Origin of the sequence: Phenylobacterium sp., from assembly GCF_046291545.1 — a bacterium.
Taxonomy (GTDB): Bacteria; Pseudomonadota; Alphaproteobacteria; order Caulobacterales; family Caulobacteraceae; genus Phenylobacterium.
In genome coordinates, this window is record NZ_JBKBSM010000001.1 from 988,804 (window position 1) to 1,013,086 (window position 24,283).

The 24,283-nt window shown below is 69.3% G+C and carries 19 protein-coding genes; 8 read left to right on the forward strand and 11 right to left on the reverse strand.

Annotation, left to right across the window (positions count from 1 at the left end; translation table 11 throughout):
- Positions 1–46: 46 nt before the first annotated feature.
- Positions 47–1,300, forward strand: coding sequence for a type III PLP-dependent enzyme (locus tag ACK4YQ_RS04930; RefSeq protein WP_409608859.1), 1,254 nt, complete (start codon positions 47–49; stop codon positions 1,298–1,300).
- Positions 1,301–1,395: 95 nt separating this feature from the next.
- Complete coding sequence (locus ACK4YQ_RS04935) at positions 1,396–2,457, forward strand: 1,9-bis(guanidino)-5-aza-nonane synthase (protein WP_409608861.1); 1,062 nt, start codon at positions 1,396–1,398, stop codon at positions 2,455–2,457.
- A gap of 83 nt (positions 2,458–2,540) precedes the next feature.
- On the opposite strand, the gene ACK4YQ_RS04940 is transcribed toward ACK4YQ_RS04935, so the two are convergent.
- The 4 genes from ACK4YQ_RS04940 to ACK4YQ_RS04955 all read right to left on the reverse strand — a co-directional run bounded on the left by ACK4YQ_RS04940 (position 2,541) and on the right by ACK4YQ_RS04955 (position 7,850).
- Positions 2,541–4,301 carry an ATP-binding protein gene (locus tag ACK4YQ_RS04940; protein WP_409608863.1) on the reverse strand — a complete coding sequence of 587 codons (1,761 nt, stop codon included), beginning with the start codon at positions 4,299–4,301 and terminating at the stop codon, positions 2,541–2,543.
- A gap of 214 nt (positions 4,302–4,515) precedes the next feature.
- On the reverse strand, positions 4,516–6,099 hold the full coding sequence (locus tag ACK4YQ_RS04945) for a sensor histidine kinase (protein WP_409608865.1): 1,584 nt from the start codon (positions 6,097–6,099) through the stop codon (positions 4,516–4,518).
- A gap of 156 nt (positions 6,100–6,255) precedes the next feature.
- Entirely contained in the window at positions 6,256–7,023 is a 768-nt protein-coding gene (locus ACK4YQ_RS04950; RefSeq protein ID WP_409608867.1) for a molybdopterin-binding protein, read from the reverse strand.
- Positions 7,020–7,850: a cytochrome b/b6 domain-containing protein gene (locus ACK4YQ_RS04955; RefSeq protein ID WP_409608869.1), complete on the reverse strand. Its 831-nt coding sequence runs from the start codon at positions 7,848–7,850 to the stop codon at positions 7,020–7,022. The genes ACK4YQ_RS04950 and ACK4YQ_RS04955 overlap by 4 nt, the downstream gene beginning before the upstream one ends.
- A 124-nt stretch (positions 7,851–7,974) precedes the next feature.
- Between ACK4YQ_RS04955 and ACK4YQ_RS04960 the strand changes: the two genes are divergently transcribed.
- Positions 7,975–8,919, forward strand: coding sequence for a thioesterase family protein (locus tag ACK4YQ_RS04960; RefSeq protein ID WP_409608871.1), 945 nt, complete (start codon positions 7,975–7,977; stop codon positions 8,917–8,919).
- Here the strand turns inward: ACK4YQ_RS04960 and ACK4YQ_RS04965 are convergent.
- On the reverse strand, positions 8,916–9,806 hold the full coding sequence (locus ACK4YQ_RS04965) for an alpha/beta fold hydrolase (protein ID WP_409608873.1): 891 nt from the start codon (positions 9,804–9,806) through the stop codon (positions 8,916–8,918). The genes ACK4YQ_RS04960 and ACK4YQ_RS04965 overlap by 4 nt on opposite strands.
- A gap of 129 nt (positions 9,807–9,935) precedes the next feature.
- Here ACK4YQ_RS04965 and ACK4YQ_RS04970 point away from each other — a divergent pair, with 129 nt between their 5' ends.
- Positions 9,936–10,811 carry a crotonase/enoyl-CoA hydratase family protein gene (locus ACK4YQ_RS04970; protein ID WP_409608875.1) on the forward strand — a complete coding sequence of 292 codons (876 nt, stop codon included), beginning with the start codon at positions 9,936–9,938 and terminating at the stop codon, positions 10,809–10,811.
- Positions 10,812–10,817: 6 nt separating this feature from the next.
- Here the strand turns inward: ACK4YQ_RS04970 and ACK4YQ_RS04975 are convergent, their stop codons facing one another.
- From ACK4YQ_RS04975 to ACK4YQ_RS04985, 3 genes are all read right to left on the reverse strand, one after another.
- Positions 10,818–12,032, reverse strand: a complete 1,215-nt coding sequence (locus tag ACK4YQ_RS04975; RefSeq protein ID WP_409608877.1) for a pentapeptide repeat-containing protein — start codon at positions 12,030–12,032, stop codon at positions 10,818–10,820.
- A gap of 163 nt (positions 12,033–12,195) precedes the next feature.
- Positions 12,196–12,876 carry a CHAP domain-containing protein gene (locus ACK4YQ_RS04980; protein ID WP_409608879.1) on the reverse strand — a complete coding sequence of 227 codons (681 nt, stop codon included), beginning with the start codon at positions 12,874–12,876 and terminating at the stop codon, positions 12,196–12,198.
- 70 nt (positions 12,877–12,946) lie between these two features.
- Positions 12,947–14,044: an acyltransferase family protein gene (locus ACK4YQ_RS04985; RefSeq protein WP_409608881.1), complete on the reverse strand. Its 1,098-nt coding sequence runs from the start codon at positions 14,042–14,044 to the stop codon at positions 12,947–12,949.
- 192 nt (positions 14,045–14,236) lie between these two features.
- Here ACK4YQ_RS04985 and ACK4YQ_RS04990 point away from each other — a divergent pair, with 192 nt between their 5' ends.
- Complete coding sequence (locus ACK4YQ_RS04990) at positions 14,237–15,046, forward strand: TerC family protein (protein ID WP_409608883.1); 810 nt, start codon at positions 14,237–14,239, stop codon at positions 15,044–15,046.
- Between the two features lie 99 nt (positions 15,047–15,145).
- On the forward strand, positions 15,146–16,783 hold the full coding sequence (locus ACK4YQ_RS04995; protein ID WP_409608885.1) for an MDR family MFS transporter: 1,638 nt from the start codon (positions 15,146–15,148) through the stop codon (positions 16,781–16,783).
- A 6-nt stretch (positions 16,784–16,789) separates the two neighbouring features.
- Here ACK4YQ_RS04995 and ACK4YQ_RS05000 read toward each other — a convergent pair whose 3' ends face one another.
- Positions 16,790–18,598 (reverse strand): glycoside hydrolase family 15 protein, encoded by a 1,809-nt coding sequence (locus ACK4YQ_RS05000; RefSeq protein WP_409608887.1) that lies wholly within the window; start codon positions 18,596–18,598, stop codon positions 16,790–16,792.
- A gap of 188 nt (positions 18,599–18,786) precedes the next feature.
- Here ACK4YQ_RS05000 and pyk point away from each other — a divergent pair, with 188 nt between their 5' ends.
- Positions 18,787–20,205 carry a pyruvate kinase gene (gene pyk, locus ACK4YQ_RS05005; protein WP_409608889.1) on the forward strand — a complete coding sequence of 473 codons (1,419 nt, stop codon included), beginning with the start codon at positions 18,787–18,789 and terminating at the stop codon, positions 20,203–20,205.
- A gap of 3 nt (positions 20,206–20,208) precedes the next feature.
- Here the strand turns inward: pyk and ACK4YQ_RS05010 are convergent, their stop codons facing one another.
- Both ACK4YQ_RS05010 and ACK4YQ_RS05015 read right to left on the reverse strand, forming a co-directional pair.
- Positions 20,209–22,359, reverse strand: coding sequence for a glycogen debranching N-terminal domain-containing protein (locus ACK4YQ_RS05010; RefSeq protein WP_409608891.1), 2,151 nt, complete (start codon positions 22,357–22,359; stop codon positions 20,209–20,211).
- 9 nt (positions 22,360–22,368) lie between these two features.
- Positions 22,369–23,433 (reverse strand): glycosyltransferase family 4 protein, encoded by a 1,065-nt coding sequence (locus tag ACK4YQ_RS05015; protein ID WP_409608893.1) that lies wholly within the window; start codon positions 23,431–23,433, stop codon positions 22,369–22,371.
- Between the two features lie 166 nt (positions 23,434–23,599).
- Between ACK4YQ_RS05015 and pgl the strand changes: the two genes are divergently transcribed.
- Positions 23,600–24,283, forward strand: a complete 684-nt coding sequence (gene pgl, locus ACK4YQ_RS05020; RefSeq protein ID WP_409608895.1) for a 6-phosphogluconolactonase — start codon at positions 23,600–23,602, stop codon at positions 24,281–24,283.

Consider the following 24,283-nt stretch of genomic DNA (forward strand, 5'->3'; position numbering starts at 1 on the left):
TGCTAACGCCGGTCTGGGTTCAACAATCCGTTGGGGGTTGCGTGAGGTGCATAGCTACCATACGCCCCTGGACCTGGTCCGCGAGCGGTCGCCCGAACGTCCTGTCGCCTTTGCGCGACCGGATGCGGTGGCCGTAGCGGCGCGCTGGTTCCAGGACAATTTCAAAGGCGACGTTTTCTACGCCGTGAAGGCGAACCCTTCGCCGTGGGTGATCGAAACCCTCGCGGCGACGGGTGTGAACTCGTTCGACGTCGCCTCCATCGCCGAAATCGAGCTTGTCTCGCAGCACGCGCCCGGCGCGCGCATGGCCTTCATGCATCCCGTGAAGAGCCGCCGCGCGATCTCGGGCGCCTACTTCGACCATGGGGTCAGGACCTTCTCTTTCGACACCCATGAGGAGCTGGCCAAGATCGTCGACGCCACCGGCGGGGCCAAGGACCTCAACCTGATCGTCCGCCTGGGCGTGCAGGCCGAGGGCGCGGCCTATTCGCTGGCGGGCAAGTTCGGCGTGGACATCCACCAGGCGCCCAGCCTGCTGCTGGCCGCGCGCCGCGCGACCCAGGAACTGATGGGCGTGTCCTTCCACGTGGGCAGCCAGTGCATGCGTCCGACCGCCTATCAGGCGGCGATGCAGCAGGCCTCCCGCGCCCTGGTCCGCGCCGGGGTGTTCGCCGACGTGGTCGACGTGGGCGGCGGCTTCCCCTCGATCTATCCGGGCATGACCCCGCCGGCGCTGGCCGACTACATGGACTCCATCGATCGCGGCTTCGCCGAGATGATGGTCCACGAGACGACCGAGCTGTGGTGCGAGCCGGGCCGGGCGCTGGTGGCCGAGGCCTCCTCGATCCTCACCCGGGTCGAGCTGAAGAAGGGCGACGCGCTCTATCTGAACGACGGCTCCTACGGCAGCCTGTTCGACGCGGCGCACACCAAGTGGCCGTTCCCCGTAAAGCTGATCCGCGCCGAGGGCGGCGAGGCCCATGAGGTGGAGGGCCAGCTCCGGCCGTTCCGCTTCTATGGCCCCACCTGCGATTCCCTCGACCACATGCCCGGGCCGTTCTGGCTGCCCGAGGACGTGCGCGAAGGCGACTATGTCGAGATCGGCATGATGGGCGCCTACGGCGTGGCGATGAACACGCGCTTCAACGGCTTCGGCGAAGCGGACACGGTCGTCGTCTCCGATCCGCCGATGGCCTCGATGTTCGGCCTGGCCGCGCGGTCCATCAAGACGCCGCGGACCGACGCGCAGAACGTCGTGAAGCTGTCGCGGGCCCGGGGCAAGAAGCGCCGCAAGCGGTAGGAATTCGCCGATGCACTTCTGGCGCGGCCGGTCGCTCCGTCCCGGCCGCGTCCTGTTCCTTTGGACGGGCGCTCAAACTCAAGGGAAACCCGAGAATGAACGCTGACGTTCAGAAGACCAACAAGAAGGCCGAGCTCCTGGCCAAGACCGTCGAGCACGTGGCGATCGACCAGTACGACGCCCGTCCGGTGATCGACGCCATGCGCAACATGAGCTTCACCAGCCGCGACACCGCGCGGGCGGCGGACATCCTGTCCATGGCCATCGAGGATAACGGCTGCTCCACCTGGCTGACCCTGGCGGGCTCGACCAGCGCCGGCGGCTGCATGCACATCTACCGCGACATGCTGAAGTACGGGATGATCGACGTGGTCGTCTCCACCGGCGCCTCGATCGTCGACATGGACTTCTTCGAGGCGCTCGGCTTCAAGCACTACCAGGCCCAGGCCAACGTCGACGACCGCGATTTGCGCGATCTCTACATCGACCGGATCTACGACACCTACATCGACGAGGAAGAGCTTCAGGCTTGCGACGCGACCATCTACGAAATCGCCAACAGCCTCGAGCCGCGCTCCTATTCCAGCCGTGAGTTCATCTGGGAGATGGGCAAGTGGCTGGCGGCGGGCAACGCCAAGAAGCCCGACAGCCTGATCGAGACCGCCTATCGCGAGGGCGTGCCGATCTTCTGCCCGGCCTTCGTGGACTCCTCCGCGGGCTTTGGTCTCGTCAAGCACCAGGTCGAGCGGATGAAGGCGGGCAAGCCCTACCTGACCATCGATGCGATCGCCGACTTCCGTGAGCTGACCGACATCAAGGTCGCGGCCGGCACTACGGGCCTGTTCATGGTCGGCGGCGGCGTTCCCAAGAACTTCGCCCAGGACACGGTGGTCTGCGCCGAGATCCTCGGTCAGGAGGTCGACATGCACAAATACGCCGTCCAGATCACGGTGGCGGACGTGCGGGACGGCGCCTGCTCCTCCTCAACCCTCAAGGAGGCCTGCTCCTGGGGCAAGGTCGACGTCACGTGGGAGCAGATGGTGTTCGCCGAGGCCACCACCGTGGTCCCGCTGATCGCGTCGGACGCCTGGCACCGGGGCGGCTGGCGCAGCCGCGAGAAGCGCCGCTGGGCCAAGCTGTTCGACAAGGCGGCCTGAGCCGATCGAAGTCCCGCTTCCCTCCAGGAGGGATCATAGTGTCTGTGCGGCCGGCGCCTGAGGCGCCGGCCGCCTTTTGTGCTTCAGGGGACGTAGGCGGCACGCGCGCTCATCAGTCCTGCGGCCGGGCCCGCGTCGGCGCCCCGCCGCCTCACCTGATGTATGGCGTCCACGAGCTGGTGCATGCTGACGGGCTTGGGCACCGCGCCGTCGAGGCCTTCGCGCAGGTAGCGGGTCACCTCGTCGGGCATGGCGCTGGCGGTCACCGCCAGGACCGGAGTGCGGGGCCGCCCCGACGCGAGTTCCGCCTCGCGGATTGCGCGGGTCGCCTGCACGCCGTCCATGCCCGGCATGTGGATGTCCATCAGCACCACGTCCCAACCCTCCGCCTGCCAGGCCTCGAGGGCCTGACGGCCGTCCTCGGCGACGCCCACCTGGGCGCCGAAGGATTCCAGGAGCAGCCGGAGGGCGGCGAGATTGGTGTAGTTGTCGTCGGCCAGCAGGATGCGCAGGCCGTCCAGCTCCTCCTCGATCGCCGGGGCGGGGGCGGGGCTCTCGGGCGCGTCGCGGGCCGGGGGCATCGGCGCGCAGAAGGTGAAGCACGAGCCGGCGCCGGGGCTGGAGGACAGGCTGATGCGACCGCCCATCATCCGGGTGAGCTCGCGGCAGATCGCCAGACCGAGACCCGTGCCGCCGTTGCGGCGGGTGGCCGAGGCGTCCACCTGCACGAACCTTGAGAAGACATGCTCCTGGTCGGCGGCGGCTATGCCGATGCCGGTGTCCCGCACCTGACAGACGACCTCGCTCGGGTTCGCCGAGATCTCCACCACCACCTCGCCGGCAGGTGTGAACTTCAGGGCGTTGGACACCAGGTTGGACAGCACCTGCAGCAGGCGCTCCTCGTCGCCGAAGCGCTTCTCGCCGATCTCGAACTCGGTCAGCACCAGGAATCGCAGGCCCTTCTCCCGGGCCAGCGGCGCATAGAGACGGCGCAGAGTGTCGGCCACGTCATCCAGCCTGAAATTCGCATTGCGGATGGCCAGCTCGCCGGCCTCGATCTTCGACAGGTCGAGCACGTCGTTGAGAATGTGCAGGAGCGACTCGGCCGACCGGCGCATCAGGTGCAGGCGCTCCCGCTGCGCGGGAACCAGCGGCGAGCGATCCATCGCCTGCGCCAGTCCGATAACCCCGTTCAGCGGCGTGCGCACCTCGTGGCTGATCGTCGCCAGGAACGCGGCCTTCGCCCGGTTCGCCGCCTCGGCCTTGATGGTCAGCGCCTCGGCCGCCAGCCGCGCCCGCAGCTCGCGCAGGACCGCCCCGCGCATCAGGGTGGCCATGCCCAGGGCCGCGAAGGCCCCGGCCAGCCCGATGAAGACATGCTTGTCGATCAGCTCTGCGCCGGTGGCTCGACCGAACCACACCAGTCCGCCGGCGCAGGCGGCCACGAAGAGGTAGGCCGTGCGCTGGGTGGGGGCCGTGTTCGCGGACACCAGGGCCAGCAGCACGAAATAGATGAGCTCATCCGGGTCGAAACTCAGCCTCAGGGAGGCGGCGATGTTGGCGAAGATGCACAGGAAGAGGCCTGCCGTCGCGATCTCGAGCGCGGCTCCGGGCGGCGATCTGCGCCGCAGCCAGGCCCACACGCACGCCGCGAACACCGCCGAGGCTGAGGCCAGGGGGGCAAGAACCGCCAGCGCCAGGCCGGTTTCGAAGAACGGGTGGGACAGGGCGATGATGGCGTAGTAGCCGGCCGTGGCCGCGGCGAAGCCCCGTACGACAGGTGTGTAAGCGGTCCCGGCGAGGGCCGACAGGTTCGTCTCGGAAGGGGAAGGACGTCCGCTCATGCTTCGATCCGCTCGGGCGCCCCGCCGTCGGGGCAGGTCGGGATGGAGCCAAGCTTGGGTTCTCGGTGTTGATCACTTGTGAATATTGCGGCCCAGTTCCCCAGATCTGGTAGAAGAAGTCGCAGATTTTCAGGGGCTTGAGCAGCCGCCAGCGGAGTTCCCGCGACCTGTGCTTGTCTCGTCGCGGCGCCGCCACGCAAACGAGAAGGCCGTCTCAGTCGCCGCGGCGCGCCGTCAAGGGCAGGTTGATCTCCACCACGACGCCGGAGGCCGCATAGGTGGTCGTGACCGCGCCGTCGACGCCTTCCAGCAGCCGTTGCAGGAACACCGAGCCGTAGCCGCGCTTGATCGGCGGCTCCACGGGCGGGCCGCCGCTCTCGGTCCAGCGGATGATCCGCCTTCGGCCCTCGATCCGCCAGCTGATCGTCACCCGTCCCTGCGGCCCCGAAAGCGCGCCGTACTTTGTGGCGTTGGTCGCCAACTCGTGGGCCGTCAGGGTGAGGATGGTGCGCAGTTCCGCAGGCAGCGGCGCCTCTTCCTCGCCGGTCAGGCTGAACCGCGCGAGGTCGAATGACGCCAATGCGGCGGCGAGCACGCCCCGCATGTCGGCTGGGCCGCGGCCTTCCTCGCCGTCGAAGCTGACGTGCGATTGGCTGGCGATGATGCGTTCATTGATCGCGCGGGCCATCTCCGGATCGGCGCGCAGGCTCTGGCGCACGATCGCCTGGGCCATGGAGATGAGGTTGCGGGCGCGGTGCTGCGCTTCGCGCGTCAGCGATATGCGCCGTGTGTCTTCGCGCATGAAACGGGCGATCACGTCGCGATGACGTTGCAGGACCGCGACCGTCAGGCCGGCGGCGACGACGTAGACGCCAAGATCGACCCGCCGGGTCCCGTCGGCGAGGAGGGCGGCGAATCCGCCGTCCGGCGCCGCAACCGCCAACAGGCCGCCCAGCCCCGCCGCAATCAGTCCCGCGCGGGCGCCCCCCAGGGCGGCGGCGAGCACGACGGCCGGATAGAACACCGCCAGCGGGGTCAAACGCACGCCGGCGAAGCGTTCCAGGCCCACATCGACGGCCACCGCGGCGGCGGCCAGGGCGACGGCCGCTGCGTAGGCCTGGGGGGAGTTCGCCTTCAGGCCCAGGCGCATCAGTCGCCGGAAACGCATGGACAGGCGCGCGGCCCCGGGGTTGGTCCGGAACTCGCCGCGGGCAGGCCGCGCAAGCGGCGGACGGGAGACCTCGCCGCGGCGCGGGCCGGGCGCAGGGCGAGCCTGCTTCAGCTCCAGATAGGCCGCCGAGAGGGTCGCCGAATCGGCGATCGCCTGAAGCAGCTGAACCTCGCGCGGCTGGATCTGGCGGACGCTGGACCAGTAGGCGCCCAGGGCGGCGATGGGCGCGTCCCGCCGCACCGGAACCATGGCCAGACTGCGCACGAAGGTCGGCCGATAGGCGTCGATTGGGATCCTCGGATCCAGAAGGATGTCCGGAATGGCCGCGGGCTGGGCGTGCATCATGCACCAGCCGGAAATGCAGGCGCGCATCGGAAAGCGCTGACCTTTCCAAAGCGGCGAGATCGCGTCCTCTTCTGCGTAGTAGCAGCGGTCCCCGTCGCGCAGAACGAAGGTCGCGCCATCGGCGCGCAGCAGGGTGCGCACGGCGCGCGTCACCACCGCCATCACCTCCTCCATCGTCCGGGCGGCGGATAGTTCGGTGATCAGGATGGGCAGTCCCTCGAAGGAGGGCGCGGGGACATCATGTCCAACGGGTGCGCCTGAGACGTCCAGCGTGGCGCACATCGCGCAAGCGTCTCCCCGAACATGCCATGGCCGGGCGCTTGAGCGCAGCCTGTTTGCGAATATTAACACATGCTAATCGTCGCCCGGCGCGACGGTTCGCCGCTGCTGCAGGCCAAATCCTCCAGGCGAGGTTGATCTGCGCTCTACGCGCCCGCCCTAGATGCCGGCGTACCAGGCGTAGTCGCCGCGATCCTCCCAATAGCCGCCCTTGCCGCGGCCCAGATGGGCGAAGTCGGCGACCGCCTCGATGCGCATGACGTATTTGGCGTGCTTGTAGCCGAGCTGGCGCTCCACCCGCAGGCGCACCGGCGCGCCGTGCGCCACTGGCAGCACCTGATCGTTCATGTCGTAGGCCAGGATGGTCTGCGGGTGAAACGCGTCGATCAGGTCGATGCTCTCGTAGTACTTGCCGTTCGCGGCGCCCCCGAGGCTGTCGGCGCAGTGGAAGGCGATGAAGCGGGCTTCGGGCTTCAGGCCCGCCCGCTCCAGCAGCGGTCCAAGGCGCGCGCCAGTCCACTTGCCGATGCTCGACCAGCCCTCGACGCAGTCGTGGCGCGTGATCTGCGTGCGCGCGGGCAGGGCGCGCAATTCGGCCAGGCTGAGCGACAGCGGCCGCTCGACCAGACCGCCGAGCTCCAGCCGCCAGTCCGCAAACCCCGAGGCGAGATGGGCGCGATAGTCCGCATCGCCCGGTCGGGTCGTGCCATTGGCGCGGAAGTCCGGGGAGATGTCGGCCTCGGTGAACTCCTTGGCCAGGGCTTCGCGGGGCACGACCAGCCGCTGGGCTCGCCGGGTCAGGGTCTCGGCCTCGGCCAGGGCGCCGTGTACGGCGCTGTTGCGGTTGAGTTGGTCGCAGGCGGCCAGCCACAGTCCAGCCAGGCTGGCGCCCGCGCCCTTCAGCCATCGGCGGCGATCGGTGCTCATGGAGCCGGCTCCTCGACTTCGATGGCGTAGCGCCCGGTGATCATCGAGCGGATGTTGTTCCAGGTCCCGGAGGCGACGACCATCAGGAGGTGGACGAGCACGAAGGCGACGATCGCGCTCGCGGTCAGGAAGTGGAGGGTCCGGGCCGATTGCCGTCCGCCGAACACCTCGGTCAGCCAGGGCAGGGCCGCGTTCATGCCCGGCGACATGGAAAGCCCCGTCGCCAGCATCAGCGGCAGAAGCACCAGGATCACCGCCAGATAGGCGCCCTTCTGCAGGACGTTGTATCGCCGCGCCGCCTCGCCCTTGGGAAATCTCAGGCGGGCGTGCTGGACGACCTCGTGCGCGAGGTGGCGGGGCGAAAGCTCGCCGCGACGGGGCCACAGGTCGTTCGAGAGGTGGCCGCTGAGGATCGCGGCCGACAGATAGGCGAGCCCGTTCAGCACGAACAGCCAGGCGAAGGCGAAGTGCCAGATCCGCCCGTCCGCCAGCGAGCGCCAGCTCGGGATCGTGGCCCATGCCGGAAAGCCCCGCGGCTCCATCACGCCCTTGCGCGCAGAATAGCCAAGCACGCCGGTGGTCTCGAAGGTCAGCGGACCCACCGTGGTTACGCCGACCACGCGTTCGCCACGCTCCTGGGCGGACATGGCGATCCAGGGCGCGGCGAAACGCGAGTCCTGGCCCCAGTAGAGCGCCGGATGAGCGTTGAAGATCTGCAATCCGCTCATCAGCAGCACGACGAGGGCGACGACGTTGACCCAGTGGGTCACGCGAACCATCAGGCTGTGGCGGCGGATCAGCACCCTCATGGGCGGGGCGTTCGGCATCTGATCGTCTCCGGTGCGGCAAGCATGCCTGACCCCAGGTTCGTGCGAAACCGCCGATCGGTTACGCCGCGATTGCGGGCTTCCGCCATCCTCCCTAGGTTCCGCGCGGCGACGGAGGGCGGGCGTGAACGATCAGGCGCGGGAAGAGACGGGCCCCGAGGTGTGGGGCGGCGGCGTCAACACCTGGGAATGCGACGAGATGGGCCACATGAACGTGCGCTTCTACGTCGCCAAGTCGATGGAAGGCCTGGCGGGCCTCGCGGCGCACCTCGGTCTGCGCAAGGCCTTCGCACCCCACGCCGAGTCCACGCTGCTGGTCAGGGAGCAGCACATCCGCTTCCTGCGGGAGGCGCGGCCGGGGGCGGGCCTCTACATGACCGGCGGCGTCATCGAGATGGGCGTCAGCGAGGCGCGGCTGCTCATGGTCATGCGCCATCTTTCCGGCGAGCCGGCGGCGACCTTCCAGACCGTGGTGGCCCACGCCACTCCCAAGGAGGGCGCGTCCTTTCCGTGGACGGAACGCATGCGCGAGGCCGCCCGCGCGATCACCATTCCGCTGCCGGCCTATGCGGCGCCCCGAAGCCTGCCGCTGGAGCCGGTGAACACCAGCGCGAGCTTGGCCCGCGCCGACGAACTGGGCCTGAAGCGCATCGGCCTGGGCGTGGTCGGCCCACGGGACTGCGACGTCTTTGGGCGCATGGCGGTCGACCAGTTCATGGGCCGGATATCCGACGGCATTCCCCGCCTGCTCGGTCGGCGGCCCACGGCCGACGAAGTGCAGGGCGCCAGCGGCGCGCGGATCGGCGGGGCCGCGCTGGAGTACCGCCTGATCCACCACGCCTGGCCCAGGGCCGGCGATCGGCTGGAGATGCGTTCGGGTACGGCGTTCGCCGACGGCAAGGTGCGCCGCTTCGTCCACTGGCTGCTGGACCCGGCGACCGGGCGGCCGTGGGGAAGCGCGGCGGCGATCGCCGTCAACTTCGACCTCGACGCGCGCAAGGTCGTGGCTCTGGCTCCCGAAGCGGCGGAGGCGGCCAGGGCCCAGGTGATCGAGGGCCTGTCGCTCTAGCGCGCCTGGGCGGCCGCCAGCAGCGCGTCACGGACGAGGTCCGGACGTTCCATCGGCAGGAAGTGCGAGGACTGCGGCACGGTTTCGAGGGTCACCCGTCCGGTGGCCGCGAGCACGTCCTCGTGGCCCTCGATGCGGCAGGTGGAAGCCTCGGCCGCGCGCAGGATGCGGATGGGCGCACGGCCCTGGTGGAAGGCGGCCCAGGGATCGTGGCCGTGCGAGGCGAAGTTGGAGGCTTCCCACTGGGGGCTGCAGGCCAGCTCCACCTGCCCGTCGGGACGGTCCTTGAAGCCGCCGGCCACATAGTCGGCGAGTTGGGCCTCGCTCCAGGTCTTGAAGGCGCCGCGGCCGCGATAGGCGGCCAGCGCCTGGGCCCGGTCCTCGAACACCGCCCGGCGGCGAAGGGCGCCCTGCACCATCGGCGAATGGCGGATCTCGTCGGAGCCCGCCTGGCGCACCTGGTCCGGGGGCAGGATCACCGGGTCGAACAGCACCAGGCGCTTGACCCGCTGGGGAACCTCGGCCTCGGCCAGCAGGCAGGTGGCGCCGCCCATGGAATGGCCGGAAAGGACGACGGGGGCCTGGTCCAGCTGTTCCAGGAGGGCGACGAGGTCGTCGCGGAAGTCGCTCCAGCCGAGGCGCCCCTCGGTCTCGGCGGGCAGGGTGCTGTCGCCGTGCCCGCGCATGTCCACCGCCAGCAGGCGCAGCTCCGCCGCCAGCGGCGACAGGATGGTCCGGTAGGTGCGGGCGTTGAAGCCGTTGGCGTGGCAGAAGACGATGTCTATGGGGCGGTCCTGGGGGCCGTACTCCAGCGCCGCCATCTCTCCACCGCGGCCAGGCAGCGCGAAACGCCGCGCGCGCGGCTCATAGGCGACGATGGCGTCCATGCGTTCACTCCCTCCGACCCGGCCCATATAAACCCTGATCACCTGAAGGCCACCCCCGCGTGGCCGCAACCGCGGGCGCTTGGCGCTGCGCGCGCGCTGGCCGATGATGAAGCAAACGAGGAGACGCCAATGAACGCCCACGCCCCGGTTGCGGCGACCGCCGCTGAATGGACCTGCTTCGAAGTCACCATCGAGGACCAGGTCGCCCACATCCGGCTGAAGCGGCCGGAAGCCTTCAACAGCATGATCCGGGCTTTCTGGAACGAGCTGCCGCAGATCGTGCGCGACATCGACGACAACGCCCGGGCCCGCTGCATCGTCATTTCGTCGAGCGGCAAGCACTTCTCGGCCGGAATGGACCTGGCGGTGTTCCAGGGCGGCGGCTCGACCGCGCCTTCGCAGAACGTCGACCGGCACATCAACGCCGAGGCCCAGCGCTATCACATCAAGCACCTGCAGGACGCCTTCTCCTGCCTGGACGAGGCGCGAATGCCCGTGCTGGCGGCCATCCAGGGGGGCTGCATCGGCGGGGCGGTGGACATGACCTCGGCCTGCGACATCCGCTACGCCACGGCCGACGCCTTCTTCTGCATTCAGGAGATCAACATCGGCATGACCGCCGACGTCGGCACCTTCCCGCGGCTGTGCAAGCTGATCCCCGAGGGCTGGGTGCGCGAGATGGCCTACACCGGCCGGCGCATGCCGGCGCAGAAGGCCAAGGAGATCGGGTGGGTGAACGAGGTCTACGACACCCACGAGGCGATGATGGAGGCGGTGATGGCCACCGCCCGCGAGATCGCGTCCAAGGCGCCGCTGGCCGTCACGGGCTCCAAGGTGATGATCAACTACGCCCGCGACCACACCATCAGGGACGGCCTGGACTACATCGGCGTGTGGCAGACGGGCATGTTCTCGGGGCCGCACATGGCCGAGGCGTTCAAGGCCAAAGCTGAGAAGCGCGACGCCGATTTCCCGGACCTCGCCCCCGTGCGCAGGCAGATGTAGCCGACGTCAGGCGCGGGGCCTTTCGGCTCCCCGCAGGTCCGCGCCGTCCAGCTTGGCGAAGGCCAGGTCCGCCTCCAGCAGGCGGGCGCGGCGAAGGTCCGCGCCGCGCAGGTCGGCGTGGCGCAGGCTGGCCGCCGTCAGGTCGGCGCGCAGGTAGCGGCCCTCGGCGATCATCAGCGGCCCGAGGACCGCCTCCCGCAGATCCGCCCGCACCAGTTGCGCGCCCTTGAGCCTGGCGCCGCGCAGGTCCGCGCCCTTGAGGTTCGCGCCGCGAAGATCCGCGCCGCTCAGGTCCGAGCCCTGGAGCTGCGCGCCTTCCATGTTCAGACCAAAGAAGATCCCTCGCGGCGCGACGAGGCCAGTGAGCTGGCGCTTGCTCAGGCGTCGCATGGGCCGGAAATCGACGTCGCCCAGCCGCGCCACGGCGCCGGTGCGGCCCTGGCTGGTGCAAAAGGCCTCGTGATCGGCCAGCACGTCGGCGAGCGGTCGGTCGTCGATGTAGATCACCGGCGGCGGCGCCCGCAGAATCTCGGACAGGTCGGCATCTTCCAGGTTCGCCGAGGTCAGGTCCACCCCGGCTACGATCGCCTTTCTCAGCGACGCGCCGCTCAGATCGGCCCCGAACACCACCGCTCCAGTCAGGTTGGCGTTGTTCAGCACCGCCCGATGCAGCCGCGCTCCACCCAGGCTCGCGCCGGCGAGATTGGCGTCGGTCAGGTCCGCGGCGGTGGCCACGCCGGCGCCCAGGCTCGCGCCGGCGAGGTTGGCGCCGGCCATCACCGCATAGTCGAGTTCGCCTTCGCGCTTCTGGTGCTTGAGGATGCGGAAGCCGTCCACCCGGTCCTGCACAGCGATCAGGCCCTCGCGCAGGTCGGCCTCGACCAGCTGAGCGCCTTCCAGGTTCGCCCCGCGCAGGCACACGCCCTTCATGTCCGCCCGCGTCAGGTTGGCCCGGCGCAGGTCCGCATCGCGCAGATCCGCGCCGAACAGCACGGCGTTGGAGAGGTCCGCCCCTTCCAGCACCGCGCCGGCCAGGCGCGCGCCCGACAGGTCCGCGTCGCGCAGTTCTGCGCCCTTAAGCGTGAAGTTGGAGAGATCGGCGTGGGCCAGGGTCGCTCGGGCCCCGCCGCTGCGGCCGGCGAGATAGCGGCGATGCCGCTCCAGGATCCGTCGCAGCGACGCGGCGTCGAATTGACGGACAAGGCCGGACGCAGAGGTCATGGAGCTCGCAAGCGGTGTCGGGAATCCGCGGAGCTTCGCGCCGCAGGCTTAAGGAACCCTTGCGACAATCCGCCTCAGGCGGGGTTTTCCACAGCTCGCGGAAAGGCGTTCGGGATCAAGGGCTTGTCGGCCGTTCGCCGGTCGTGGCCTCCGATCGCCCGAACTACTCCCGCGTCGCTTCCTCACGGGCCGCGGCGGCCTGGATCAGCGCGGCGATCCGGTCGGTGGAATCGGCGGCCTGGCTCAGGATCGAAAGCGGCCCGGAGCCCGGGCGTGCGGCGGTCATCATCTGGCTCGCCGCCGACTGGGCCACGGCGATCGCCACGTTCTGCGCGGTGTTGAGGCCGGAGTTGGCGGTCTGCTGGGCGCTGGCGTCCTGATAGATGAAGCCGTAGGTGGGATAGGTGCTGGAGCCGAGGTCGCGCACCGGGTCATACCAGACCTTGACGGCGCTCCAGTCGCCGGCCGGCGACACGTCGACGACGGTGACGTCCTTTTCGATCTGCCCGCGGGAGCCGCCGATGCGGGACCAGTTGGCGTGGCTGATCTGGATGACGCGGTCGGTCAGCACCTGGCTGACCACGGCCACGTGCCCCAGCTTCATCTTGCCCGTCGGCTTGAAGCACAGAACGGCGCCAGCCTGGGGCTGGAAGCCCGTCTCGTACTTGCCGGCGGCCTGCTTCCACCAGGTCCAGGCGTCGCCGAAGATCTGGATCCCACTCGCCAGCCGCGCGAACGGCACGCACTGCCAGTAGGTCTCGGCGACGGCGCCGCTGATCGGCGCGAAGCTCATAACGGCCGCAACGGCCAGGGAACCGAAGACGGTTCTCGCCCGTAGACGCATAGCTATGGGTACTCCCCCGACGCGAACTGCGGTTAGGGGTAACAATGCCGTGCGCGTATGAAAAGAGGGTTTAAACGCCTGCGACCGACGGTCGCCGCGAGTCCCACGCGTCGGCCCACAGCTTCATCCGCGCCCGGGCCGGCTTCTCGATGAGATGATAGGACAGCGCGGCCAGTGGAACGACGGCGGCGATGAACGCGATCCACAGGGGCAGGGGCAACTGCTCGCCGTTCAGCTCAAATACTCTGACGGCCGCGTTCACGAATACGATCTTCCACGGCACGCAGATCATGTAGATCGAATAGCTGATCTCGCCGAGGTACACGAAAACAGGGTTACCAAAAGCTTTCGAACCGGTCTGTGCGAGACCCGCCAGGAAGAAGATCACCGCCCCAAGGCCGATCACAATTGCGGCGTCCGGCGCCCCGATTGCGGCCATGAAGATCGTCACGGCGCCCGAAATTGCGGCGTTCGTCAGGGCCTCGCCGCTCTTGCGGGCGGGCCGGGCGCGCCACAGCGCGTGCAGGGCGCAGCCGAGCGCGAAGCAGGGGACGATGCGAAGCGCGCCCCAATGGATGGTCGCCTGGGTGAGAGGAAAGCCCGCCAGGGCCTGGAAGGCCGCATAGAGCCCGACGAGGAAGGCGACCGCGCCGGCCACAGCGATCACCGGGCGGTCCTTAAGGCGGATGGCCGTCCAGGCGAAGAGCGGAAAGGTCAGATAGGCGAACCACTCGGCCGAGATCGACCACGACGGATGGTTCCAGCCGGCCACCGGAGCCAAGCCCCAGGCGTGGACCAGGAGCAGGTTCGCCGGGAGCGCCTGCCAGGAGAGGATGTTGGCGTCGACGGCGAACCCGGCGAGCGTCGCCGCCGCCGCCACCAGGCCAAGGCCCGCCAGGGTGGCCAGGTGCAGCGGATAGACCCGCGCCAGGCGCGCCCAAAGGAAGGAGGCGTAGCGGAAACGACCGTCTTCGACGCTGGTCCGGTAGACGTGGGAAAGAATGAAGCCGGACAGGACGAAGAACAGCTCCACGCCCAGATAGCCCTTTTCCACGAACATCGGTGCGGCGGGCCCGGCCAGCTTTGGCCAATAGTGGAACAGCACCACCCAAAAGGCGGCGAAAAACCGCAAGGACGTCAGTTGTCGGATGTTCTGACCGTCTGTCATCAGGTGCGCGTCCCATTCTGGCGCCGCCGCCGGGCGCCCCAGGAAGGCGACTGCAAGTCGCGCACCGGGCGAGCCGCCAGCCGGTTCGCCACCCTGACAGCGAAAACTCACCAGCCCGTTGACGACGAGACCCCTGGGCGTGGCGCACGAATGCACTAGATAGGCATACGCACAGCTGGGAGATCATCGACGATGGAGAATGTATTCGGTTGGGTCTCAGATCCGACCGCCTGGGCGGCCCTTGTGACCCTGATCGTGATGGAAGTGGTCCTTGGCATCGACAACCTGATCTTCATCTCGATCCTGTCGAACAAGCTGCCGGAGCATCAGCGCAGCCGCGCGCGCCGGGTCGGGATCTCGCTTGCGCTGGTGCTGCGCCTGGGCCTTCTGTCGACCCTGGCCTTCATCGTCAGCCTCACTCAGCCTGTCTTCACCCTGCCCTGGACGCCCACGCCCGGCCCGGACGGTCACGCCCCGTTCGACCTGGCCTTCTCCTGGCGCGACCTGATCCTGATCGCGGGCGGCCTGTTCCTGGTGTGGAAGGCCACCACGGAGATTCACGAGAAGGTGGACGTCAGCGATTCCCACGGGGTGCTGGACGTGAAGGGGCCGGCGATCGCCAACTTCGGTGCGGCTATCGTGCAGATCCTCCTCATCGACATGGTGTTCTCGATCGACTCGATCCTCACCGCCGTCGGCATGACCGACCATCTGCCGATCATGGTCATCGCCGTGATCGTGGCGGTCACGGTGATGATGCTGGCGGCCGATCCGCTGGCCAAGTTCATCCACGACAACCCGACCGTCGTCATGCTGGCCCTGGGCTTCCTGCTGATGATCGGCGCCGTGCTGATCGCCGACGGGTTCGGGGTCCATGTGCCGAAGGGCTACATCTACGCCGCCATGGCCTTCTCGGCTCTCGTCGAGGGGCTCAACATGGCCGCCCGGCGCGCGCATCGGGTGGGCGAGGGGAAGAAATCCCAGGGCGACAACGCCGGATAGCGTGTAGCTTGTTTCTGCGCCGGCGGCCTCGGCCGCCGGCGTCCGCATAATTAGAAAATTCAATTGGGGGCGGCGCATTTTCGCCGCCGGGAAACGCATTTGGAAACGCTGCATGAGTTCAGCGACGACGAACGTCGCCTGACCCTGATTTCCGTCCTCATCATCTTTCTTCTGAGCGCCATGAGCCAGACGGTGGTGGCCACGGCCATGCCGCGGATCGTGGCGGAGCTGTCGGGACTGCACCTCTACGCCTGGGCCACCACGGCCTATCTGCTCTCTTCCACCGTGATGGTGCCGATCTGGGGGAAGCTGGGGGATCTCTACGGGCGCAAGCCCGTCCTGCTCGCCGGCATCGGAATCTTCCTGCTTGGCTCCTGGCTGGCGGGGCTCTCGGGAGAGTTCGGGGACCTGCCGCTGCTGGGCGAAGGCATGACCCAGCTCATCGTCTTCCGCACCATTCAGGGGCTGGGCGGCGGCGCGCTCTTCACCATCGCCTTCGCCATCGTCGCCGACCTCTACGCGCCGCGAGAACGGGCGAAGTTCTCTGGCCTGTTCGGGGCCACCTTCGGCGTCGCGAGCCTGCTGGGCCCGGTCATCGGCGGCTTCTTCACCGACCATGGGACCGTGGTCCTGTTCGGCCACCTGATCCAGGGATGGCGCTGGGTGTTCTATGTGAACGTGCCGTTCGCCCTGGCGGCGGTGGTGATGATCCTGGTGAAGATGCCCAGCCTGCCCCGGCGCGGCGGCGGGCGCATCGATCTGGCCGGCGCGGCCCTGATCGTGACGGCCTTCGTTCCGCTGCTGCTGGCGATCACCTGGGGCGGCCATGAGCATGCCTGGACCTCGCCCCTGATCGTGGGACTCTTCGGCGTCGCCGCGGCTGCCCTGGTCGCCTTCGTCGTGGTCGAACGGGTCGTGCGCGATCCCATCCTGCCCCTGGAGCTGTTCGGCAACCGCACCTTCACCACGGCGAACGGCGCCAGCTTCGTCTACTCCATGGCCTTCATGGGGGTGACCGCGTTCCTGCCGCTCTACATGCAGGTCGGCCAAGGCGTGCCGGCCACCCGCAGCGGCCTGACCATGCTGGCGCTGATGGGCGGCCTCGTCGCCTCATCCACTGTCAACGGGCAGTTCGTCACCCGCACCGGCCGCTACAAGCCCTTCATGATCGGCGGCGGCGTGGTGCTGATGATCGGCGTCGGCCTGCTGTGCTTCATCGGGCCGGACACCTCGACGCTGGACCTGACCTGGCGGCTCCTGATCGTCGGCGTGGGGCTTGGGCCCGGCCAGAGCCTGTTCAACATCGCCGTACAGAATGCGGTGCCGATCCACCAGCTCGGCGTCGCCACCAGCTCGGGCCAGTTCGTTCGCCAGATCGGCTCGACCATGGGGGTCGCGCTGTTCGGCGCCCTGCTCACCGCCGGCCTTTCGAGCGAATTGGCCCACCGCGCGCCCCCCGACCCGGCCCATGCGGTGCGCGCGCTCGACCTGTCGGACCTGCAGCGGATGGCGGTCGAACGGCAGACCCGGCCGGCGGAGGCCGATGCGCCCGCCGATCCCCAGGCCCAGGCGATGGAGCGGATGGTGCGCGAAAGCTTCTCCGTCGCCATCGTCCACGGCATGGCGTTCAGCCTGGCGATCCTGGTCGGAGGCTTCATCCTTATGCTGATGATCCCGGCGCTGCCGCTGCGCGAGCGGCCGGCCGCGGCGCCCGCGGGCCCGCCAGCCAAGGCCTGAGGCGAGCTATCGCACAGAGGTCCAGGGCTTGCTGAGCAGCGCCGCGCAGTTGATCAGCCCGACCAGGGAGTAGGTCTGGGGGTAGTTGCCCCACAGCTCCGAGCCGTCGAAGGAGATGTCCTCCGACAGCAGGCCCGCCGCGGTCCGCCGCGACAGCATCTCCTCGAAGAGGTTGCGCGCCTCGTCGATGCGGCCGCACATGTGCAGCGCCTCGATCAGCCAGAAGGTGCAGATGTTGAACGCTGTCTTCGGTTCGCCGAAATCGTCGGGCAGGGCGTAGCGCAGCATGTAGGGGCCGCGGCGCAGGCCGCTCTCCAGCGCCTCGATGGTGGCGGCCATGCGCGGATCGGTCGCCGGCACGAAACGCACGTCGGCGAGCTGCAGAAGGCTGGCGTCGAGCTCCTCGCCGTTGAAGGTGGACGAGAACCGCCCCAGCTTTTCGTTGTAGGCGCGCGTTTCGATGGTCGCCCGGATCTCTGCGGCGCGCCCGTTCCAGTAGTCCGCCCGCTCAAGCAGGCCGAGCTTGGCCGCCGCATTGCCGAGCCGGTCGCAGGCGGCCCAGCACATCATCGCAGAATAGGTGTGGACCGCCTCGCGTCCCCTGAACTCCCACAGGCTGGCGTCGGGCTTGTCGTGCAGTTCGAAAGCCCGCTCGGCCACCGGCTCCAGGGCACGGAAGTCGTCGATCGTGGCCGGACGCAGCAGCCGTTCGTCGAAGAAGGCCTGGACGCTGGACAGGATGATCTGCCCGTAGACGTCGTGCTGCAGATGCTCATGGGCCTGGTTGCCGATCCGCACCGGCCCCATGCCGCGATAGCCGGGCAGGCCCTCGGCGAAGCGTTCGGTCAGCGCCGGCTCCAGGCCGACCCCGTAGACCGGCTGGATGTGACCGCCCTTTGCCTTGTCCACCAGGTTGCGCAGGTAGCTGAGGTAGTTCTCCAGCATGTCCGCGGCGCCCAGCCGGTTGAGCGCCTGGACCACATAGTAGGCGTCGCGCAGCCAGCAGTAGCGGTAGTCCCAGTTGCGGGCCGGCTCGCCCGGCTCCGGAGCGTGCTCGGGGATCGAGGTCGTCAGGGCGGCGACGATGGCGCCGGTCTCCTCGTAGGCGCAGAGCTTCAGGGTGATCGCCGCCCGGATCACAGCTTCCTGCCACTCCAGCGGCAGCGACAGGGTTCGCACCCAATCGCGCCAATAGTTCGTGGTCTCGCTCAGCATGCGCTGGGTGGTGGCCGACACGTCGGCGTCGAAGCCTTCGTCGGGGCCCAGGAACATCGAGATCGGCTCCTCCAGACGGAAGAAGCGCTCCGATTCGATGTGCGAGACTGGGCAATTGGTCGTCATCCGCAGGGTTGCGGCGGCGCCGACGTAGCGAATGTGGTTCGAGCCGCTGGTTCGCCGCGCCGGCTCCGATCCCCAGGCCGAGGTCGGACGCATCCTAATGCGGATCCGCGGCGTTCCCGAGATCGGGCGGACCAGGCGGATGAAGGCCAGGGGCCGGTAGACTCGGCCGAACTGGCGGTAGCGCGGAGCGAAGTCGATGATCTCCAGCACGGCGCCGTTGGCGTCGGTCAGCTCGGTGCGCAGGATCGGCGTGTTGCGATCGTACGCCTGGTGCACGTGAACCAGGCTCTCCACCTCCACCGCCCACAGGCCCAGCGTCTCGTCCGCGGCGGGATCGCGGTCGGACAGCAGCGCCGAGAAGACCGGGTCGCCGTCCACGCGCGGCGCGCAGGCCCAGACGAACCGCCCCTGCCGATCGATCAAGGCGCTGGCCTGACAATTGCCGATGGGGAAAAGATCAACGGTTTGCATCAACTGCGCCGCCTCTACGATGTCGCCGTGTTCCGCGGCCCAGACCGGACACGCCCGATGGCCGGTCGGCGGCGATCGGGCTCAAATCCGGGTCCCACAATCGTGGTCCGCGATCTAGAACGTCTACTGCCATGGTCCGATCCGGGCCGCGGCCCAAGGCCGCGGGATCGCCAACAGCTTATGGAGCTTCGATGATTCGGTCCCGCCGCGCCCGCATCGTGGCCACCCTCGGCCCCTCAAGCGCCGCCCCGGACAAGGTGGCGGCCCTGGCCAGGGCCGGCGCCGATGTCTTCCGCGTAAACTTCAGCCACGGAAGCCATACGGTGCACGCCCACGCCATAGCGGCGGTCCGCACCGCCGAGGCGGCCCTCGGCCGGCCGCTGGCGGTGCTGGCCGACCTGCAGGGCCCGAAGCTTCGCTTGGGCGCCTTCGCCGACGAGGCGGTGCGGCTGAAGCCCGGCCAGGATTTCCGTCTCGACACCAATCCGGCGCCTGGAGACTCCAGCCGCGTCAGCGCCCCACATCCGGAAGTGTTCGCCGCCCTCCGGATCGGCGCCGACATCCTGCTGGACGACGGCAAGGTGCGCCTGCGGGTGCTCGAGCACGGGCCGGACTTCGCCCGTACGACGGTGGTGGCCGGCGAACGCCTGTCGAACCACAAGGGCCTGAACCTGCCGGGCCTGACGATCCCGATCCCGGCCCTGACCACCAAGGACCGCGCCGATCTCGCCTTTGCGCTGGAGCAGGGAGTCGACTGGGTCGCCCTCAGCTTCGTCCAGCGCGCGGCCGACATGGCCGAACTGCGGCAGATCGTGCAGGGCCGGGCCGGCGTCCTCGCCAAGATCGAGAAGCCCGCGGCGCTGGAGGCGCTCGACGAGATCCTCGACCTCTCCCAGGCGGTGATGGTCGCGCGCGGCGACCTGGGCGTCGAACTCGCGCCGGAGGAGGTCCCCGTCGCCCAGAAGCGCCTGGTGCGCGCCGCGCGCCTGCGCGGACTGCCGGTGATCGTCGCGACCCAGATGCTGGAAAGCATGATCCGCTCGCCGACGCCCACCCGGGCCGAGGCGTCCGACGTGGCCGGGGCGGTCTATGAGGGCGCCGACGCGGTCATGCTCTCCGCCGAGACGGCGGCGGGGGACTATCCCCTCGAGGCGGTGGCCATCATGGACCGCATCATCACCCGCGTGGAGCAGGACCCGCGCTGGCCGGAACTGATGAGTGCGGAGTACCCGCGCGACGAGAGCGACGCCGAAGCGCTGGTCGCCGCCGCCAGCCGCGCCGCCGAGGTGGCGGACATCGCCTGCCTCGCAGCCTTCACCACCAAGGGCCAGACCGCGCAGCGGCTGGCGCGCGAGCGGCCGCTCCAGCCGACCCTGGCCCTAACGCCCAGCGTCGCCACCGCCCGGCGCCTGGCGCTGGTCTGGGGTGTGGAGTCGCGCGTGGTGGAGCAGCCGGACGATCCGGAAGTCCTGGCCAAGGTCGCCGTCGAAGAAGCGCTGGCCCAGGGGCTCGCCCCGCCCGGCCGGCGCGTGCTGATCCTGGCCGGTCTGCCGATGGGCTCGCCCGGCGCGGCCAACATCCTGCGCCTGGCCCATACGCCGCGCCGCTGATCGTCAGAGCAGTCGCAGGGCCAGCCCCTCCACCGGCCGGCTGCGGACGGCGACGTGCTCGCCGATCCGCTCGAAGACCACGTCGGCGACCGCCGACCCCACCCTCAGGCCCTCGATCTTCAGTCGGTCGATGCCCAGGGGCAGGTGCGGATTGTAGACGTCGATCCGCCGTTCGGGGGCGTTGATGTGCAGGCCAAGGCACGCCTGCAGGATCATGAACACCGATCCGGCCGCCCAGGCCTGGGGCAGGCACGCCACCGGGTAGGCCACCGGCGGCTCCCCCGCTAGGCGCGGGAAGCCGCAGAAGAGCTCGGGCAGGCGCATCTCGAAGCTGGCCGCGGTCTCGAACAGGCCCGACATCAGGCGCACCAGCCCGTCCCGCTCGCCATAGCGGGCCAGGCCCATGGCGCAGATCGCCGTGTCGTGCGGCCAGACCGAACCGTTGTGATAGGACATCGGATTGTAGCGGACCTCGCCGCTGGCCAGGGTGCGCAGTCCCCAGCCGCTGTTGAACGGCGCAGACAGCAGCCGGCGCGCCACCTTCCTGGCCCGCTCGGGATCGGCCAGGCCCACGAACAGCAGGTGGCCCGGATTGGAGCTCATCACCCGGCAGAGCCGTCCCTCGCCGTCCTTGGCGATGCCGTAGTAGCCCTCGTCCTCCATCCAGAACTCCCGCTCCACCGCAGCTTTCAGTCGCGTGGCGCGGCCTTCCCACCGGCGGGCGGCCTCCATGTCGTCGCGCCGCTCGGCGAACCGGGCCATGGCGCGGTAGGCGGCGTAGGCGTAGCCCTGCACCTCGACCAGGGCGATGGGGCCCGCAGGAAAGCGCCCGTCGGCGTGGAAGACGGAGTCCTCGCTGTCCTTCCAGCCCTGGTTGGCCAGGCCTGACTGCGCGCCGCGGGCATAGTCGATCAGGCCGTCGCCGTCGGAATCGCCGAACCGCTCCATCCAGTGCACCGCCCGCTCCAGGGCCGGCCACAGGGCGTCGATCAGGGCGTAGTCGCCGGTGCGCTCGGCGTAGGCTCCGGCCAGGGCGACGAACAGCGGCGTCGTATCGACCCCGCCGTAGTAGCGGCCGAAGGGCACCTCGCCGACGGCCGGCATCTCGCCCTTGCGGGTCTCGTGCATGATCTTGCCGGGCGCGCTGTCGCGGAAACTCGACACCTCCTCGGCCTGATGCGCCGCCAGATAGGCCAGCACGCCCCGGGCGAGCGAGGGGTCGAACCACAGAATCTGCCAGGCTGTGATGATCGCGTCGCGTCCGAAGGGCGTGGAGAACCAGGGGATGCCGGCATAGGGATAGGGACCGGTCTCCAGCCGCGTGACCAGCAGCGCCAGGTCCGAGCGCGACCGGGCGAGCCAGTGGTTGAACAGCCGGCCGGAGGTGACGAGCCGCGCGCCGTGGCGCCTGCGGGCGCGCATCTCCCATCGCGCGCGGGCGGCGCAGGCCCGGAAGCGTTCACGGCAGGGGGTGTGGCCGTCGTGGCCGCCGGCTTCCAGGAAAAGCTCGAAGCGGCTCTCCGGCGCGATAGAGAACAGGAACTCGGCCCGGTTTTCGGACAGCCGCCCCGGCGGTTCGGAAAAGGCGATCACGCTGGTGCGCTCCACCTTGTCCAGCCCCAAGTAGCGGAAGCGCACCGACCGGCCCTCGATCTCGGTGGGCAGGCGCGCGCCGCGACTTCTGCGCTTGGCTCCCCGCACCTCGAACATGTCGTGGAAGTCGGCGTCGAACTCGATGACGACGGGCGTCAGCACCGCATCGCGGCTGTAGTTGACGATGGCGATCCGTTCGTAGAGGCGCTCGTCCCACAGGAACCGCTTGCGCTCGACGTGCAGCACGCCGGGGGGCCCCATCGGTCCGCCCGGCAGGGGCAGGGCCTGGTTGGAGCCGTGCGAGGTGAAGAAGACGTTGTCCTCGGAGATCGCGGCGCTGAGGAGCGAGGGCTTGCCGGGGCCCAGCAACAGGCGCAGCCGGGAGAGCACGCGGGTGTCGTTGTGGAACAGGCCGTCGCCGCGCCCGATTACATCGCCCGACGCGTCGGCGACCAGGAAGGTGTCCCGGTCCTTTAGCGCATAGAGCAGGTGGGGAACGCGGGCGTCGCCCGTCGCGTCCTGTTCGGCGGTGGGGCTGGGGCCGGGTGCAAGATCGTCCATCAGCCGTGCTCAGGCGATCGCCGCCAGCGGCGGCTCCGGCTGGCCCTGCGCCAGAAGCTGGTCGTAGAGGGCGAGGTAGCGGCCGGCCATGGCGGTCGCCGAGAACCGCGTTTCGAAGCGGCGCCGGATTTCGCGCCGGTCGAGCCGGCGGGCCGCCTGCACGGCCGCCGCCGCCTGTTCCTCGTCCTCGACGATGAAGCCCGTGACGCCCGGCTCGACCACCTCGGGGACCGAGCCGCAGTTGAACGCCACCACCGGCGCGCCGCAGGCCATGGCCTCGATCATCACAAGGCCGAAGGGTTCGGGCCAGGCGATCGGAAAGAGCAGGGCTTCGGCCCCGCCCAGGAACGACGACTTTTCCGCATCGCCGATCTCGCCGATGAACTCCACCTGCGGCGCGTCCTGCAGCATCGGGGCGATCTCCTCGCGGAAATAGGCCTCGTCGACCTTGTCCACCTTGGCGGCGATCTTCAATGGCATGCCGATCCGCTGGGCGATGCGGATCGCCCGATCCGGCCGCTTCTCCGGCGAGATGCGCCCCAGGAACGCCAGATAGCCCCGCGGCGCGGCCGACGGCGCGAACAGGTCGGCGCGCACCCCGTGGTGGACGGTGGCCATCCAGTTGGCGAAGGGCAGGGGACGGCGCTGCTCATGACTGATCGAGACCAGCGGGAAGTCGCGCCAGCGCCGGTAGACCTCGGGCAGATCCTTCAGGTCGAGGCGCCCGTGCAGGGTGGTCAGCGTGCGTCCGGCGATGTGTTCGAACAGCGGGAACTGGATGAGATCGGTGTGGAAATGGATCACGTCGAAATCGGCCGCGCGTCTGCGCACTTCGTGCAGCATGCTCAAGTGCGCGGCCAGGTCCGACTTGAGCGGGGCCGGGTCCAGGCGGATCGCCTGATCGCGCACGGGGGCCAGGGCCGCGCTGGTCCGGGCCTCTGCGCTGGCGAACAGCGTGACCTGGTGCCCCAGACTGATCAGGGCGTCTGTCAGATGGGCGACCACCCGTTCAGTGCCGCCGTACAGGCGCGGTGGGACGGCTTCGTAGAGGGGAGCGACCTGCGCGATTCTCATGTCTATGTCTCGCTGCTGGAACGGACCGCCCCACCTGGGCGCCGAAGGCGCCGCTGCACGCGAAATCTCCCGGGCGGTCTTCGCGTTCCCATGGACTCGCGAAATCGTGCACACGGCCGGCGAGGCCCTTGAAGCGCAATGACGGCGGAGGCGTTATGAGCGGGTCATGATCGAGGTCTTCGCCAACCAGGGCGCAGCCGCAGACGCCGCCGCAGCCTTCGTCGGCGATCGCCTGGCCGAGGCGCTGGGCCGGCGCGGCCGTGCGGTGCTGGCGGCCACCGGCGGCCGCTCCCCGACGCCGATCTACGATCGCCTGTCTCGGGCGGCGCTGGACTGGACGCGGGTGGTCGTCACCCTGTCCGACGACCGCTTCGTCCCGGACGACAGCCCGGATTCGAACGCACGGCTCGTGAACTCGCACCTGCGGGTGGGCCGCGCGGCGCGATCCATCTTCATACCCCTCTATTCGCCCGAAGCCTCGCCGGAGGCCGCGGCCTCGAAGGCCGAGCCGCTGGTGCGCGCCGTCCTGCCGTTCGATCTGGTGCACCTGGGCATGGGCGAGGATGGTCACGTCGCCTCCCTGATCCCCGGCGCGTCCGTGCTTGACCAGGCGATGGACCCGAGCTGCCGCCAGATGGTGATGGGGGTTCCAGAGCCGGTCGGCGCGCCGCCCGTGGCCCGGATCACCCTGACCCTGCCGGCGCTGCTTCAGGCGCAGGCCATCCTGATCACCGTGGCGGGTGAGGCCAAGCGCGAGATTCTGCGCGCCGCAGCCGCCGGTGCGGACTTCCCGGTGGGCGCCGTGCTCCAGCAGAGCGCCGCGCCCGTCCGCATCATCTGGTCGCCCTGA